The organism is Paraburkholderia lacunae, assembly GCF_003353175.1.
Classification (GTDB): domain Bacteria; phylum Pseudomonadota; class Gammaproteobacteria; order Burkholderiales; family Burkholderiaceae; genus Paraburkholderia; species Paraburkholderia lacunae.
Window position 1 is genome coordinate 15,146 of the sequence record NZ_QHKS01000030.1, and the last position, 17,104, is coordinate 32,249.

The window sequence follows — 17,104 nt, forward strand, 5'->3', positions numbered from 1 at the left end:
GATGACTTCGAACACCGAATGGCTTAAGGATTGCCGTCACCCATCATCGGGTGAACCGTTTTCCCTGCCCGACGCAATCTACTTTCTGATCAAGTTCCGTGCGGACCTGGCGCATTTCAGATACAAATCCATCAAAGATCGGATGGTGCTGTATTTCTGGTGGAATTCGGTTGGAAAAGTAAATTACCCGGATTTTGAGTGGATTCTGCGTCCCTTGGACGTCGCGTACGTTCGACAACTAGATACGAACACGCTGATCACGGAGTACCAGGAATGCATTGCCCATTGGCTCCGCGGTACATCGCCGGACGTACTCGAAGAGGGGCCACTCGTCCAGGTCCTTCTGGAGAGTGAGAGCTTCGTGGAGGCGAGTAGCCTCGAGTTTCCGCGCTTTCTCGATCTGATCATTCGGAACCGCCCTGACCTCCACCAGTATTTGACGTTGGATCAGTTCCCTGGGCAGTTGGCGAGTCTGGATTGGTGGGAAAAGCACGGCCAGTTTGAATATCCGAAGGTCGCGTGGTCGCCTGCGAGCATCTATGCGTCGCTGAATCACCTCGAAAAGCGCGAATCATATGGCGCCATGTGCTTTCCACGATTCCTGCCTCTCATTCTCGATAGTCGGCCCGACCTGAAAATCAATCTCGATCTCTCGACATTGCCGGGCCAACTCGCTGCAGTGACATGGTGGGAGAAACATGGACGGAAGGAATACGCCAACCTAGCCTGGTCAACGGCGCAGATTTCGAACTTTCTAAATCAGTTGGACAACATCGAGGGATTGCTGGAACAGCGCTTTCCTCGCTTTCTCCCACTGATCATCGAACACCGCCCCGACCTTCAGAAGGATCTAGACCTTAAAACCGCTCAAGGACAACTGGCGGCAGTCGGCTGGTGGGAAAAACACGGAAAAACCGAATTCCCCACACTGCGATGGTCCACATCATCGATCGTCGAACACTTCGACGAGCTCGACGAGACGCTCGCAGGCAATCTGATGAAAGTGCCGCGCTTTGTGGCGCCACTGATCAATTCCCGACCCGACTTGCAAGCGAGCATCGACATCGCCACGTTCGCGGGTCAGGTCAATTGCCTGCAATGGTGGCAAGACAGTGGGATGCTTGAATATCCCTATCTAAGGTGGACAACCTCGAGCGCTCTAGAGCAGTTGCAGGGACTGAGTGGATCACTGTCGAACAGACTGACCGGACTGCCACAATTTCTCCTATGGCTGCGGGACAGCCGGCCGGACCTGCAAGCTGCCTTCGATATCTCGGCAAATGAAGGCAGACGGCACCTCGTCCGCTGGTGGCAAGACAGCGGGCGGAACGAATATCGGGTGCTTAGCCGCCTGTCAGTGAGCGCGCCAAGTGAAGATGTGTCCCACGAGGAAGAGCTGTGCTCCGTCTCGATTTCACACCTTAGTCGAGCACGCCCGGTTGGAGTCAATATCATCGGCTTCCCGCAAGGCGTCCTCGGTCTCGGCGAAGACGCGCGCACCGCTGCGCGCGCACTTGCTACCGCAGCAATACCATCGGTACTTGTAAACGCGCCGATGATCGGGCCGCCGAAGCTCGACATGTCGATCAATCATCTGTTGAGCGAAGAGCTCAAGCACAACGTCAGTCTGTTTTGCCTGCCACCGCCTGAAATGGTGCGACTCGCGCTTGAGGGCGGCAGAAAGATCATTGAATCGGACACCTATAAGATCGGCGCGTGGCCGTGGGAACTGCCGCAATGGCCAAGCGCGTTCGGCAAAGTCCACACCTTCGTGGACGAGTTATGGGCCCAAAGCAAATTTGTCCAGACCGCCCTTGGCCGTCAAGGGGAAACGCCCGTTCATCACATGCCAATGTCGGTCGAAATCCCCGCTCCTGTAGCAGCCGTACGCCCTCGTTTCGGGCTGCCAGAAGGTGAGTTTCTGTTCTATCTGATGTTCGATGGCAACTCCTGGCTTACCCGCAAGAATCCGGTAGCTGGGGTACGCGCATTTCAAGAAGCGTTCGCTAACGGCCAGAGCGGCGTTGGGCTTGTGATCAAGGCGATGAACATCCGCGATGACGATCCGATCTGGCGCGAGGTTGCCGAAATCGCGGCAAAAGATAATCGTATCCGCCTGATTTCAGAGCGTCTGAGCCGTCAGGATTCGATCGACTTCATGGCCTGTTGCGACGCCTATATTTCGCTGCATAGAAGCGAGGGGTTTGGCCGCGTGATTGCTGAGGCGATGGCGATCGGACAGCCCGTCGTGGTGACCAATTTCTCAGGCAACGTTGATTTCTGCGATGCCAACACGTCGTTCCTGGTCGACGGCGAACTGGTCCCATTGCGACCGGGCGACTACCTTTTCCATGAAGGTCAATACTGGTGCGACCCTGACGTATCCGCAGCGGCGCGTCAACTCGTCCGTGTAGTCGACGATGCCAAGGAGCGGGAGCGCATTGCAGCAGCGGGGAAACTTCGCATCCAGACTGATTACTCGATTGAGGCCGTCGGCAGAGCCTATGCGAAGCGCCTGACTGAAATTCATTCGGAGGGAGCGACCCGATGAAACTCCGGATCTGTGCCCCGGATATCTTCGCGGGCGACGCGGTCGGTAACCACTGCATTGGCATTGCTCGTATGGCGATGCGTCTCGGCATGGGCGCAGAGCTTTACGCGCAGCGTTTCGATGCAACCGTTCTGCCGATTCATGCGCTGGCGGACCTGTTCGAACAAATCGGCGAAGACGATCTGTTGCTCGTTAGTTATTCGATCTTCGATCCATTTCTCGAGCAGTTACTAGCACTTCCGTGCCGCAAACTTTGCTATTTTCACGGAGTAACCGATCCGGACTTGCTGCGCGAATTCGAACCCAGAACAGCGGATCTTTGCGAGGCATCGTTTGCGCAATTCCCGCTGCTTTCCCGCTTCGAATCCGTCATCGCCAATTCGCACTCGACGGCGCGCAGCGTGTCCGAATGGATCAACCCTGCGTCGATGAAGGTTGTTCCGCCGGTTTTCGCCGACATGCCGGCATTCCAACGCGTACCGTCAGAACAACCGCAGCACCGCCTGCGGCCCAATCTCATGGTGGTTGGGCGCGTCGTCCCTCACAAGCGCATAGAAGACGCAATCGAAGTGATTGCTCTGTTGCACAAGCGCAAATTTGAGTTCACGCTGTCGGTCATCGGCAGTATGCCGAACTACGAATATTCGAAGTTCCTCATCAACCACGCCCGCTCTCTTGGCGTGCTTGATCAGATCGACTTCCTGGGCATGATGGACGACGAAGATCTGTTCGATAGCTATGATGCATCGAGTGGCCTACTGGCGATGAGTCGACACGAAGGTTTCTGCGTGCCGGTGCTCGAGGCCATGCATTTCGGCAAGCCGGTGTTCGTTCGTGGCGGGACAGCAGCGCAGGAGTTGTGCGCACCTGGAAGCGTGTTCGACGCGGATGGTCCGCTTGAGGGGTGGGCCGATGCTATCGCCACCCAACTCTCCGAACCGACTGGCACCCGCACTGACTCCGCTCGCGCGGAAATGAATCGCTCGCACGAAATATTGCTGCGCACCGACACTTCGGTGTGGCAACAGATATTGCTCGCTGGTGGCAAAAGAGGAAACCCATGACCGGCTTAAAATTCCTCCTCACGACCTACAGTACCGCGTTCACTGTCAGCGGCGGCGGCGAGTCAGAGTTGGTTCAAGTCGCGGAAATACTGAAATCCTCAGGCGTTCACACCGATATCTACGGTATCGGCAGTCGGCCGCTCAGTTTCTATGACGGTGTCATTCACTTTTCTGTCCATGCGGACGGACACGCGATACTGCGCGAAGCGGCACTCAAGAAGAAGCGAGTCTTCCTGTGGCCGAATGTCTGGTGGTCTGAAGCACCATCTGATGCTGAAGTACAGCGAATTGCTGAAATGGCGAGGAACGCGCACAAGTTGCTCTTCAAGTCCGACGCCGAACTGGAGAATTTCACGCGGTACGTCGACGTACCGGCTCAGAAATTGGAAGTGGTCCCCACGTGCGTTTCGAACCGTTTTCTGGCTGAGCCCGATAGGGATCTCGCGTCGACGGTTTGCAACACGTCCGACTTCGCGCTGTGTCTCGGACTGATCGAACCAATAAAGAATCAGCTTCGGCTCGTCAAGGCGCTGAACGCTTTGCAACTAGACGGCGTATTTGTCGGCGGCGCGCGGGACGATGACTATTACCAGGCATGCGTGGCGGAGGCACACCCCGGCATTCAGTTCCTACCGTTCGTTCAACCTTGCAGCGCCTTGTTGCGCTCGATCATTGCAAATTGTTCGGTGATGGCCGAACCGAGTATCGACCCACCAGGACGCTCCGCGCTCGAGGGCGCGATCATGCAGAAGCCGCTCGTCATTAGTGATGGCCCCTGGCAACAGGAACATTTCGCGGAAAACGTCTGGTACACGCCGACCGATTCGGTAGATGCGCTTGCTGCCGCAATCGATCGCGCCCGCACCGATCCGGACCGGGAAGTGAAGATCGCGAACAACTATGAACGCGTCTTTTCGCGCCATTCGGCTTCGACTATAGGCCCGAAACTCGTTGAGTTGCTGGCCCGAGAAAGTATCTAAGATGCAAAAAGTGCCTCGTTTATTAGTAGTTCAGCGAATTTCGCTCTCGCACGATCGACTCATGTCCAGGTCAATCGCAGCGCGCTTCGGCCCGCTCCTGGCCTACATGGCCAAACATGGAATGATCGAGTGGGAGGAGATCGTCGAAAGCGACGTAACGATCGGACAGCTTCGGCGGTTCGATGCTGTGCTCTTCAACAAGCACAGTTCCAATCGCGCCGTCGATGTCATGCGGATGGCAAACGATCTTGGTTTGCGGACCATCTATGACATGGACGACTGGATCATCGATCTGCCGATGTACAGCGTTACTGATCTCAACGACGACTTGCTGGCCAACATTACGTGGCTCATCCGGCAAGCCTCGGTCGCGACGGTCTCCAACGAGATTTTGCGCGCGAAGCTGCAGCGCATTCGCCCTTCGGTTGTGGTGATTCGCAACGGCTTCGACCACGACGCAATACCTTCGACGCCCGAAGACTGGCAAGAGGCGGTTCCGCGCAAGATCCTGTTTTCCAACACCGACGGCATCAAACTCGTGCAGTTCAGGAAAGGATTTTTCGGCGTCCTGGTGGATTTTTTGAATCGGAATCAGGATGTCACACTCGAATTCTGGGGTGACGGTTTTCCCGAGATGTCGCAGATCCCAAGGCTCACGTCGAAGGGCTTCCTCGATAATTCTGCGTATAAAAGCGCGATTCGTGATGCAGGTTATATGTTCTCCGTCGTCCCCCTTGGTGGCCGCGAGGACAAAGATGCGCTGTTCTTCAATAGCTGCAAATCCTGCATCAAGTACATCGACTACGGCAGTCTCGGTATCCCCGGCATTTACTCCCGCTCTCCCGTCTACGAGGACGCAGTCGTCGACCGTGTTACAGGACTTCTGGTCAATAACGTCGAAGACGAATGGGCAGCGGCGATGCAGGAGATGTACGACCGCGCTGAACTCAGAGATGGGTTGCGTCACAACGCGCACGAAGACACCCGTAGTCGATTTGGACTCGCCGATCCTGCACAGACGTTCCTCAACCTTTTGACGGCTTGACCGATTTAACCACGGAAACTGCAATGGATCTCTTGCTCATCAGGCACGGCCAATCAAACGCAAACGCAAAGGGACTACTCATCTCCACCGATCAGGACGAACTGACCGAGTTGGGAAAACGACAGTCAACGGAGCTTGCAGCCACGCTCGCTAAATTCGGCTATTCCCCGTCACCGATTTTTTGCAGTCCGTGGATGCGCGCGCGTCAAACGGCGGAGCGGCTTTTCGACGACGCCACGCGGTTGACATTCGACTCCCGGCTTGCCGAAACGCATCCCGGCAAGTACGGAACGTGGCTTGAGGCGGACTTCAATCGGGCGTTCCCCGACTTTAACAAAGTGATTGCCAATCGCTATGAAGACGGCGAATCTCATCTCGACATGGCCGATCGCGTGCGCGAGTGGATCGACACGGAAGTCCTGCCACGTACCGGGCAACCGGGGTTGATGGCAGCTGTCGCACACGGCGGCCCCATTAGTGTCGTACTGCAGCATCTGCTGAACGTTCCCATCGAAACGCACTACCCGAGCTTCACGGTGCCCAACGCTTCGTTCACGTACCTGAAATGGCGGACCGACCTCGGTCGCTACTGCCTTGAACGGGCCGGGCAGGTATGAACACAAAAGTCGCGATATTCGAACCGATCTACGCGCAGGATCAAGTTCAGGTCGAGAAGAGTTTTCTGCCGCTCGTCATTCAGGATAATTCCCAAGCCGGGTGGCGCGAGTTCAAGCTCTTTGTCGACATGTATCGCAGCGGCGAACACCGCCGCCACGCCTATACCGGGATTTTTTCGCCTAAGTTCAGCCTGAAATCAAAGATCACGGGAGCGGAATTTATCCGCTTCGTGCAAAGCCAACCTGGATCCGATGTCTGTTTCATCAATCCGTTTCCGCAGATTGGCTACTGGTCGTTTAATGTGTGGATGCAGGGTGAACACGCGCACCCAGGATTGGCAGACGCGGCGCAATCGCTTCTTGACGCGTGCAAGGTAGATTTCGATATCGAGCGCACACCTCGCCATGGGCCGGGATTGCTTGCTTATTCGAATTTTTGGGTGGGGTCCGAAAGGTTCTGGGATGAGTACGTGGGCGGCGTGCTGGTGCGGATCGCCGAGTTTCTGGAGGAAAACCCCGATCACGAGGTCACGCGCAAGGTGATGGAGGATACGACACATACCGACCCTGCTCCGTTCTTACCGTTCATCGTCGAGCGGCTTTTCAGCACGTACATCTCACAGCGTCCCGAACTGAAGATCGCAGCATATCGCCATGGGGATGACGGCGTGCTGGACTATTGCGTTAACGAATACGAACGGCGCCTCGTTGCGCGTATGAAGCAGCAAGTCGATGAAGCCAACGCAGTCGGTAAGTTCGATGACACGATCATCAAACAGATGGACATCGCTTGCGAACTCTGGCAACAGCAATTCTTCGATTACTTCGCGGTACGGCCACATCCGCATACAGGGCGATGCGTCAACTGAATCGCACACTTGATCCAGACGCCAACTGCCCACACCGAGCTGCAGTAGAAATCAACGAAAACACGTCTCTGGCGAACAAAGCCTCGCTGCGCAAAAAAAATCCGCAGACTAGCCCAACCCTCGCACGGCCATAGCGCCCCTTCCTGACCGAGGCATCTCCATTTTTGTCGCGCTTCGGTTAAAACATTTAAAGTTAGCTAAAATGCTGGATTGGAGACAATGAAACATATCAGGTCGAGGAAAAGATGAGCGAGAGTAGCGAGTTTCTTCTAGATGACAGCAATGGTAAATTTTCCGAAGCGGCATATTTGGCCGCAAATTCCGACGTTGCATCTGCAATCGCTCGCGGCGCGTTCGTGTCCGCGCTAGAACATTATCTACGCCACGGACGTGCTGAGGGACGAAAGCAGGACGCTCGACTGAAAGAACAGTCCTTTGAACTGCGCGACGCCAAGCTGCGTCGCCTTGTCAAGTATGAAATAGACCTTCAGCGCGCCGGCGAAGCAGATGTGTTCGCACCCGATAAGGAGCGTCTCCCCTCGCAGAACGTTGATGGAACGGAGGGCTGTCAGCACGATCAGCAGTTGCTTCGGTTCATCAAAAACCATGAGACCGGCTTAATCCTTAACTACGGTAGCGGCTGCAGAATCTTACTCGACAACGTTGTCACCATCGTAGAAAACTGCGACGGCGCCTCCCACGACACAAGCACGGCCGCCGAGGATCTTCCGTTTCTGGATCATAGTTTCGACGCCCTCGTGTACCATGGACTGCCTGAGAACATCAGAGACCCCCTTCTATGCTTGCATGAGTTGAAGCGGGTCTTGAAGCCTGGCGGTCACATTCACTGCGCAGCGACATTAACTCACGCTGGTGACGGCGATCGATTGACACTAACCGACTTCGAAGAGTCCGCTTATCTCGCGACCAATCCTGATGTCGCGATTGAGATCATCCGAGGACGCTGCGAGTCCGGAAGAGTGCATTTCCGACTGAGTGGTATTAACGAGCCACGCACGCAGAACACAGCAATTGCTAGACGCGCTGCGAACGCAAAGTCTGCGAAGATTTCTTCGCTGCTTCGCGATGACATGTCATGTGAGCGCGACGGCAAGATCTTTGATTTCCTAACGGATGAACTACGCACCCAATTTAATATAATTGCTACTGACAACGTCAGTAGCAACGGATATGACGAGCACATTGTCGCTCTGATTAAGAAACACAAAGACGGGATAATTCTCGACTGCGGCGCAGGGAGTCGACCAACGTGTTACAGCAATGTTGTTAACTTCGAAATTGCAAGCTATGCGTCTACTGACGTTAGGGGCGTTGGGGAGGTTCTTCCTTTCCGGGATAATAGCTTCGACGCAGTTCTGTCCATCGCCGTGCTGGAACATGTGAAGGATCCGTTCCTGTGTGCACGCGAGATCGCTCGCGTTCTCAAACCGGGTGGTGATCTTTACTGCTGCGTCCCGTTGCTGCAACCCGTGCATGGCTTTCCGCACCACTACTACAACATGACCGGGCAAGGACTTGCCAATCTGTTCCCTGAATCAATCCGCGTTGTGAGACAAGAGGTTTTAGAGAGCATTTCTCCAATTTGGTCGTTGACGTGGATCGTACAAAGCTGGGCCGAAGGATTGTCGGGCGAAGCGAAAGACAAGTTCTTGAACCTCAAGCTCGCTGATTTACTGGCACCGGCAGGCGAATTTCTCGACGCTCCTTTCGTGACGAGTTTGTCCGAGAAGAAGAACTTTGAACTTGCTAGCGCCACCGTTTTGATGGGAATAAAGACGACCTGACCGCTCCGTTCGTTGCTCCTTCTCGGGCAGGGAAATGCTGATATCCACCACAGCATTTCCACCGCCTGCTTTGCGCGAAATTTGGCAGTAAGCTTTCGACCACATGCAGGACACTACCGCCAATAGCTACCGAGTAAACTTAGAAACCGAACTGTTGATCGCACATAGATTTCCCCACGGACAGTTAAAAATAGCTTCAATGACCCCGGAATTCCTTCGCGACATTATTCAAAATAACATTCAGACCCAAAAAAACCATTATGCGTGACCAAATAAGTAAACTCCTTCCGGGCGTACCTGACGTAGAAAGTCCATTCTTTTCACATATTTTTTCCGACCCATCGATTGATAGCGAAGTCCGCCGAATCGCTCACGATCTGAACCAGAACGGGTTTGCTGTTCTGGACTTTCCCGATGATGATTTCGACCGCATTGCGGACTCCATCAAGACGTCTTTGCACGATAGCTTTCCGTGGCAGGACTGGCTTGATTTTGGATTTGAAAAAAACAACGGTCTGCGCGTCATAAACGCGTGGAAATCCGATGAGAACGTAAGGCGCCTGGCAACGAATGCTAGGATCATCGAGGTCCTTAGCAAACTGTTTGGCCGGCAGGCTTGGCCCTTCCAGACCTTGAACTTTCCAGTTGGTACACAGCAGCACGTTCACACCGATTCCGTGCATTTCAGTTCAGTTCCGGAACGATTTATGTGTGGTGTGTGGACCGCTTTGGAAGACATCAGTGCTGATGCCGGTCCACTCGTTTATTACCCCGGCTCGCACAAGTGGCCGATTTACACCAACGAACATATCGGAGCCTGCTCAGCCGAGGAGAAGTCTGAACTCAATCAGAATGTCTATGAACCGCTGTGGCGCGCACTGATTGACGTCAACGAAGTCGAGCCGGTTACGTTTACGCCCAAGAAAGGTCAGAGCCTTATCTGGCTGGCAAACCTTCTTCATGGAGGCAACCGGCAGACGAATAAACAGAAGACGCGCTGGTCGCAAGTGACGCACTACTACTTCGAAGGGTGCGCCTACCACTCACCAATGCACTCTGATCCGTTTTACGGCGCGATCAGTTTTCGCAATCTAAGCAATATCATTACTGGTGAACAGGTAAAGCACCAGTACTGTGGACACCAGATCGACGAAGCATTCATCGCCGCAACCAAGGAACGAGTCGGATCGAAAAAGGTGCCCCTGCCACCAGACTTCGATCCGGAGCAGTATCTCCTTGCGAACCGAGATCTCCGCGAAGCCAATGTCGATCCGGTTTATCACTATCGACATTACGGCATACCCGAAGGACGCCCGCTGATTCCGCTGCCAGAAGGATTTGATGGCGAGCAGTACCTGAGCGCAAACCCCGATGTGCGCGCGGCGAACATTGATCCGGCCGCCCACTATAGAAATTACGGAAAAGGTGAACGCCGGCCGCTTCGTCCGGCAGATTGAGGTCACGAGCACCCGTCGCCCATTAGACGGCGCGGGTTCTTGCATGATGCCTTGCGCACGGGGGACAAGGCAGCGTCAGGCGACGATGGGATGTCTACGCGGCGCCCTTTGGGATGTTCGCCACTGGCGGCAAATTAGTTCGGCCTCCAAAAAAGGGGATCTCGTGAAAAAACAGATAAGAATAGCAGTTCTGGCAATGTGCTTGCTCTCTGGACATGCCTTTGCTACTCAAGAGCGACCACACTACCATTTCACGCCGTCGCATGGCTGGATGAATGATCCCAACGGTTTGCTTCAAAAGGACGGCATCTATCACTTGTTCTATCAGTATTACGACGGTGGATGGGCACTTGCCGATGGTCAATTCAAAGATCCTATGGTCTGGGGACCCATGCACTGGGGACATTCTACAAGTCGAGACCTGGTGCACTGGAAAGCCCGACCAGTCGCTCTAAGTCCTGACAAGCGCATTGGCAACACCGCAGTTGAAGGAATGATCTTCTCCGGAAGTGCCGTGTTCGACAGTAAGAACACGAGTGGATTCGGGACCATTCAACATCCACCAATGGTCGCCATCTACACGCTCGCGGATACCTTCGGCGCCGGGAGCGGGCAGCGGCAGGCCATCGCCTACAGCGTCGACAGCGGCACCGTCTGGAAAAAGTACGCGAGCAATCCAGTGCTTCCCTATAACAACAGCGAAACGTTTCGGGATCCGCAGGTCTTTTGGTTCGGCGGCGACTCGAAGTGGGCAATGGTGATTTCATGCGGTGACAGAGTGTGCTTCTACAATTCGCCCGATCTGAAACAATGGTCAAAGGTGGGTGAATTTGGCACGCAAGAATCCGGCATTGGTGCCCCTTGGGAATGCCCCGATCTGTTTCCACTGCGGGTGACACGAAGTGGAAAAGAAGAGATCAAATGGGTACTAGTCGTGAGTGTTCAACACGGCGCTCCAAGCGGAAGCTTCGGGACTCGATACTTCGTTGGGGACTTCGATGGAAAGACGTTCAAGAATCTGGCTAGCGTAACTGATTTCAAATGGCTAGACTATGGCAGCGACAACTACGCAGCTCGCACGTGGCAGACGACGACCGTAGATCTGAAACATCGCACGATGATCGGATGGATGGCTAACTGGACTTACGCGAAAACCCTGCCGGCCTCCAAGTACCGCGGCTCGATGACGATCCCACGAGATATCACTCTGCAATATGATGAGTCCGGCTACTACCTGACACAGAGGCCGATAAGTGCCGCGATTGCTCCGTTGCGCAAACGAACCAGAGAACTCACGCTCGATGACGCACACCCTGTCAAAGCCATTCAAACCTCCGTTCCAGCACTGGTCAAGGCCGATATCTCGTTGAGCCCAAGTAGCGGACGATTTGAGCTAGCTGTATTCGAACATGAAGGTCAACAGTTTTCAATTCGCTACGACGCTCGCGCCGCCGAAGTCTCGGTAGACCGGCGCAGCTATGCGGGCTATATTTTTGACTCTGACAAAGCGCCACAGACAGCTCGAGCAAGTCCCGTTAAGCACCACCTCCGGCTCCAGGTGCTCTTAGATGTAAACTCGATGGAAGTATTTGTGAATGACGGAAAACAGACGTTCACAAATTTGCTGTTTGCTCCGGCGACCAAGCCAGTTACAAAGGTTTCGGTTCATTAAGAATATGAATCTGGCATGGATAGCCGCACCGTCGCTTCTGTGCCGCGGTGGCTCCCGTTGTCCGTATTTTTCGCATTATGGCTCCTTTGCGTTATCGCAGAACAGGGAGCCCGAAATCTTCATATACCTCCACGTATGGTGGACGTCCATCACATACCAGCAGCCGATGCTCAACCGCATCAAACTACACTATCCCATTGAACCCACCTAAGTGCAGAATCTACCGCGGTCGAAAGAGTCTTTGTTGCTGCCAATCGTCGGCGACGCTTTCTAAGAATTCAGTGTTTCTCAGTGCAACAAATGGACACGGTAGGCGAGCCTGACAAGCGGGCAATCAAACCAAAATGAATCGACCATGAACTGCGGCCCAAAGCAGTTCTTCAACCGCCATATCCGCACACGGGCCGACCGGTTGCAAGAAAAGACAGGACGTAAAGGCGGCTCTTCTAAAGACTAGTACTTCCTTATAAAAAACACGTCTTGGTGGCCATCCCAAGCCCCGGGCCAATGCTCAATTATCGACAAGTTGTTTTCTTCGCAGACGCTCTTTATCCAGTCCGTCGGAATGATTGAGATACCGTAGCTGTCGCCGATGTAGTCGACTGTCTTTGTCTCCAGCGAATGATCAGTGGGGTAGTTGACGAAACCATATTGATTTGCATCGAAGCTGCTCAGCAAATGCTGCCTTGCAGCCTCACCGACTTGATAGCAATCCGCAATGCCAAGGTGTTCCCGAGATTTTTCACCGTGTGTGGTAACGACGCCGACGGCGCCCGATTTCAGTTTCGAAAAAAAATGCACAATGACTGTCCGTGCATTGTGACTCGATAGATGCGTAACTAGCGACCCAAGGGCGGCGACATCGAAAGCTTCACTCGCGATATTGGCATACTCGTACACAGGCTCGGCGACGTAGTGTCCGACAACTCCGAATGCCCCAATGCAAAAATCTACGGACGGAACCATTATGTCCGCCACGTGAATCTTTGTGGGGTCAAACCGGGTCGCCAAATGGCGGGTCACGCGCCCATAGCCGCAGGGCAATTCGAGAATGATCGGCGTGTGAGCACCAGCAAGCTCGGTCGCATGTGAAACAAAGTCGGCCATTTGGCTACCGACCGAATAGTAGTGCTCATGCGAGCCCTGGAACATATCGTCGTCTGGGTGGATCGGGGTCACATGCATCATGTCCCTCCTCGCTCTGATCGAGAAAATTTGACAGCTGTGCGTAAGCCACTACGTAGTCGGCGTCTTCGGCCTATGTCGCTCAACGATAGCACTCAACTGTTCTGCCCTCCAGTTCGCTTTAGTGCGTGTCGCTTCTCTCAATCCGCGGGACGCACCGGGCGTACTTTCCGTCATCGGTAATGCTGGTAGTGATTGTGTCCGTGGCACCACCTGAATTCGTAATGGAGCGCTTATACAAAACCCAATCGGTTATATCGAAGTTTCCCGCGGAACATCCACTTCATCGACGGAAAAGACTTGCGGACCACAGGAAAAAAAAGCGAAACAGCATTAATTCATCGCGCTACCGCTTTAATACAACCACTGCCTGTCCAAGTGGGTCGCTATCGTTATCGATGCAAGTCTCAGCAGAAAATTTCGATCTGGAACCCGAGCCTGGCACACCATGCTTCGATAGCGTTTTTCTCGATAAACGTATTCAAGACCGGCAATGTTTTGGCCCTTTACTCGTCAACCGTCCTCTGGAACATTTTCCAGACATCATGTATGGAGCCGCACCTCAAGGTACGCGGATTAAGCTTGAGGTGGATTACGCCGCGACTCCGCCGCCGGCAATCAGTACAACATCATGCACACTAGCGAAACACGTTCCGTTGATAAAGCTCGAGTTGCCCGATACCGATTGCCCCGCATGCAGCAGTATTGTCGAGATCAATACTTAGAGTTTTGATCTCACCCGAGTTCAACCAACCAGAATATGTATCAACCGGTACAATCAGAACATCGCCATCCGCGTCGAAGCTCACCCTATTCGCACCGCTGGATTCGGCGTCAACATCACCTTGCCAAGATACGCTCAATCTCGGCTTGGCGCTCTCATTGGAGCAAGCAAACCTGAACCGGATCAAGCCTGCACGTCGACCCGAAACGTTCAGCCTTGAAACGTCATAACGCACCTGAGGATTTGCACCGGTGACTCTATACGTACCATTCTCATAAACCAGGTCTCGTAAGATTGGTTGGAGCGACATGAGCGACTCGACCTGCGTCATTCTCTTTGACAGAGCACGATCGGAGTGACCCCATGCTACCGGCACCTCTCCCAAGTCGCGGGAAGGTGAAAACGCGATATCGAACAACTCGGCGTTGAATTCCGTGAGTAGTTTCGGCGGGACGTCAACTACAATACGATTGGGGTGACCAACCTGCAGCGGTTCCAGGCTGCCTCCATCCAGCCAAATCACACGCTGCTCCGGGGAGCGTTTAATGATTTTTCGCGCCTCGCCATTACTTAAATGCACCGAGGTGCCTACGGTGAACTGGGACATCGGCGTTCCGGAATCGAACATCATTGCGACCTCGCTTCGATTGACTCCTTTGTTCCAAGTGTCATCTGTACGATTGCCGATCGTGATCGAAACACTTCGCCCCTGATCAGCAGCGATTGCCACCCGCTTGCTGTATCCAAGGATGAAACCGTCTTCCCAGGAGGGAACGTAGTGATCGATCACAAATCGATACAGAACAGGATCTCTCAGCGCGAGACCTCCACCGTCATAGTTCATGTTGCCCGCATCGAGAAGCGCTATACGCGGCAGCTTGCGCAGTAATTTCTCAGCAGCGCGTTGTTGCTGTTGCACAGGCGCCATGTTGTATGGCGCCGTCACCGCCATTTCCGGAAGCCGCCCCATATAAAACATTTGGGCGTTGTGCGACGTTAAATCCAAGTAACTCTCATCGGGAGAAAGCTTACCGCTAAGCAGTGTGTTTAATTTCGTCAGCCTATCCCATTGGTCCTGTTCGACCAAAGCTCGACCGACATTTGGCATGCCCGTTGCGGCGCCATCTTTCACCGAACCGATTGCGATTGAAGGCACTGTGGCGACAATAGCCGATCCGAACGACACTACAGTGTAGCCAAGCGTCGAACTCATTCCAGCCGCCACCAGAATCAACAGACTCCTGTCGAGTCGATTCGTCATATGCCAGGCGATGATCGGAATCAGCACTGACCAGCCAAAAATTGCAGCAAAACCTCCGCGCGACATGTTGCCCGGATCAATTCGTCCCATCGTGTATGGCGTCAACAGCAACGAGAAAACCAGGACAACTACTCCCGGCAGACAACTGAGCAACCAACTACCCTGTCTCCTCCATTTTTCGTAGATCATCATCAGACAAAACAGAGGCGTGGCGATCCAGGACATTCGGATCGCTTCAAACAGGAAACCCGACTTCTGTCCGCTGTCCCGCCAGCTCGTCTCCCACGGAATTCCGTAGGCAACCTGATTGATTGGAGCGTTTTCCATAACATACCGGATCATGCCAACCAGCATCGAAACGAATGGCGTGAACAGAGCAAGCGCAAGTAGCAACGCAATCGCTACGAAGAGTACCCTGTGATTTTCCTGCTTACGGTTGCGCCAGACGTTCCATATCGCGGGCAAGGCCATCAGCCCAGATGCGGAAACGAGGATAATGCCGAACGGTGGTACGCCTAGCACCACGATGGGTGCTGTCACGATCCAAACAGCTAGCCATCGCACGGGCTTCGCTCGCAGTTTCCCAGAAAACCATAGACAGAGAAAGGGCGTGAAAAACAGGAACGCAAGTCGTCCGCCGATAAAAAATGTCGATACCAATGCCAAACCTACACTACCAGAGAACTCGAATATTGCAAGGAACGCGGCAAGGGATAGCAACGTCGAGGTAAGGCGTGTCGCGTCGGCAATGCTCGCTGCAGTCGCATCGTAAAACACGGTTGCAACAAGTCCTGGAAGATCATCCTCAATAAAACCGTGTGGAGAAATATAGTCGACGTAAGGGATAGCCCCTTTCAAGTACGACCACCAACCGAGAAGATTCTGTCCAAACTCATAGTCGTTCGTCGAAAGCGCCGGCGCACTTGTACTACCGAATTTAAACGCCATCAGCAGCCCAAACAAGGCGAACGGCGAAAAAAGTAGCTTGCAGTTGCCGTCGTCGTTCGTACCATACCGAAGGTAGCGTCGCACCACATCGATGACGCCAACAGCAACGAGCGCGACGACAAGGGCCTTCAGCCCAAACGTAGTGGCATATTTTGTGATCGATCCATCGGCAAGTACCAGTCGAGCCGGATACAGCGCTAGAAAAAACAACGGCAGGCCAAGTTGCCCAAAAACCATGAACTTGGGAAGAATGCGAGAAATGGATCTCGAAGCAACGGCAGTAAGAACCAACACCACGAGGAACAAAATGCCCATGAGGACATAGGTAAATCGGGCATAGTGGAGCACGTTCACCGCTCCGACCATGCTCAAAGGTGCTCGCCCCCTGACCAGAGCAATCTCAAGCGGAATGAGCGCAATCAGAAACGACGCGAACAGGCCCGCGCTTACAATAAACGCGTCGATACGGTCTGCCGACCGAGTTGTCCGTATCGACGATATCGTGAGTACGGCCAGTGCTCCCGACGAAATGACAAAGATCTCCGTGTCGACAGTCGTACCGGTGAGCAACCCCGCGATGGTGACTACCGGCGGTATTGACCACCACAGCAATTGCTCCGAAAAATCGTCTGCGTGCTGTGCATCACGCTCTTTCAGCCTACAGAGATGCCTTGACAGAACAACGAATGAAAAAAACAACACACCGACCACCACCGGAGGTGCAATCAGGTCCTGCAGTTTTGTACCCGCCTGCCATGCTATTTGCCCAACGATGAATTCAGTGTATGTTGGCGCAACCTTCAGAAGTAGTGCGATTGATAGCGCGGCGGCGGCCAACGAGCATGATGCGGCAGCGACGCTTATTTTTTGTTTGTTTGAAAGTTCGTTACGCATTGAGCTTCTGGTTCGTTACCGATTGACTATTG

At 53.8% G+C, this 17,104-nt stretch carries 11 protein-coding genes; 9 read left to right on the forward strand and 2 right to left on the reverse strand.

Annotation, left to right across the window (positions count from 1 at the left end):
- Window position 1 precedes the first annotated feature (1 nt).
- From DLM46_RS31895 to DLM46_RS31935, 9 genes are all read left to right on the forward strand, one after another.
- A complete protein-coding gene (locus tag DLM46_RS31895) occupies window positions 2–2,551 on the forward strand; it encodes a glycosyltransferase family 4 protein (protein ID WP_115107543.1) in 2,550 nt (849 codons plus the stop codon).
- Window positions 2,548–3,615 carry a glycosyltransferase gene (locus DLM46_RS31900; RefSeq protein ID WP_115107546.1) on the forward strand — a complete coding sequence of 356 codons (1,068 nt, stop codon included), beginning with the start codon at window positions 2,548–2,550 and terminating at the stop codon, window positions 3,613–3,615. The genes DLM46_RS31895 and DLM46_RS31900 overlap by 4 nt, the downstream gene beginning before the upstream one ends.
- Complete coding sequence (locus DLM46_RS31905; protein WP_115107548.1) at window positions 3,612–4,595, forward strand: glycosyltransferase family 4 protein; 984 nt, start codon at window positions 3,612–3,614, stop codon at window positions 4,593–4,595. The genes DLM46_RS31900 and DLM46_RS31905 overlap by 4 nt, the downstream gene beginning before the upstream one ends.
- Window position 4,596: 1 nt before the next feature.
- The gene (locus DLM46_RS31910) at window positions 4,597–5,640 is read left to right on the forward strand and encodes a glycosyltransferase family protein (protein ID WP_115107551.1); all 1,044 of its coding nucleotides are present in this window, start codon (window positions 4,597–4,599) and stop codon (window positions 5,638–5,640) included.
- 23 nt (window positions 5,641–5,663) lie between these two features.
- The gene (locus DLM46_RS31915; RefSeq protein ID WP_115107554.1) at window positions 5,664–6,257 is read left to right on the forward strand and encodes a histidine phosphatase family protein; all 594 of its coding nucleotides are present in this window, start codon (window positions 5,664–5,666) and stop codon (window positions 6,255–6,257) included.
- Entirely contained in the window at window positions 6,254–7,126 is an 873-nt protein-coding gene (locus tag DLM46_RS31920; RefSeq protein ID WP_115107556.1) for a hypothetical protein, read from the forward strand. The genes DLM46_RS31915 and DLM46_RS31920 overlap by 4 nt, the downstream gene beginning before the upstream one ends.
- 245 nt (window positions 7,127–7,371) lie before the next feature.
- Window positions 7,372–8,931 carry a class I SAM-dependent methyltransferase gene (locus DLM46_RS31925; RefSeq protein ID WP_115107558.1) on the forward strand — a complete coding sequence of 520 codons (1,560 nt, stop codon included), beginning with the start codon at window positions 7,372–7,374 and terminating at the stop codon, window positions 8,929–8,931.
- A 260-nt stretch (window positions 8,932–9,191) separates the two neighbouring features.
- Window positions 9,192–10,388, forward strand: coding sequence for a phytanoyl-CoA dioxygenase family protein (locus tag DLM46_RS31930; protein ID WP_115107560.1), 1,197 nt, complete (start codon window positions 9,192–9,194; stop codon window positions 10,386–10,388).
- Between the two features lie 163 nt (window positions 10,389–10,551).
- Complete coding sequence (locus DLM46_RS31935) at window positions 10,552–12,060, forward strand: glycoside hydrolase family 32 protein (RefSeq protein ID WP_165848090.1); 1,509 nt, start codon at window positions 10,552–10,554, stop codon at window positions 12,058–12,060.
- A 453-nt stretch (window positions 12,061–12,513) separates the two neighbouring features.
- Here DLM46_RS31935 and DLM46_RS31940 read toward each other — a convergent pair whose 3' ends face one another.
- Both DLM46_RS31940 and DLM46_RS31945 read right to left on the reverse strand, forming a co-directional pair.
- Entirely contained in the window at window positions 12,514–13,248 is a 735-nt protein-coding gene (locus tag DLM46_RS31940) for a class I SAM-dependent methyltransferase (RefSeq protein WP_244306438.1), read from the reverse strand.
- A 635-nt stretch (window positions 13,249–13,883) separates the two neighbouring features.
- Complete coding sequence (locus DLM46_RS31945) at window positions 13,884–17,072, reverse strand: carbon-nitrogen hydrolase family protein (protein ID WP_115107564.1); 3,189 nt, start codon at window positions 17,070–17,072, stop codon at window positions 13,884–13,886.
- Window positions 17,073–17,104: the final 32 nt, after the last annotated feature.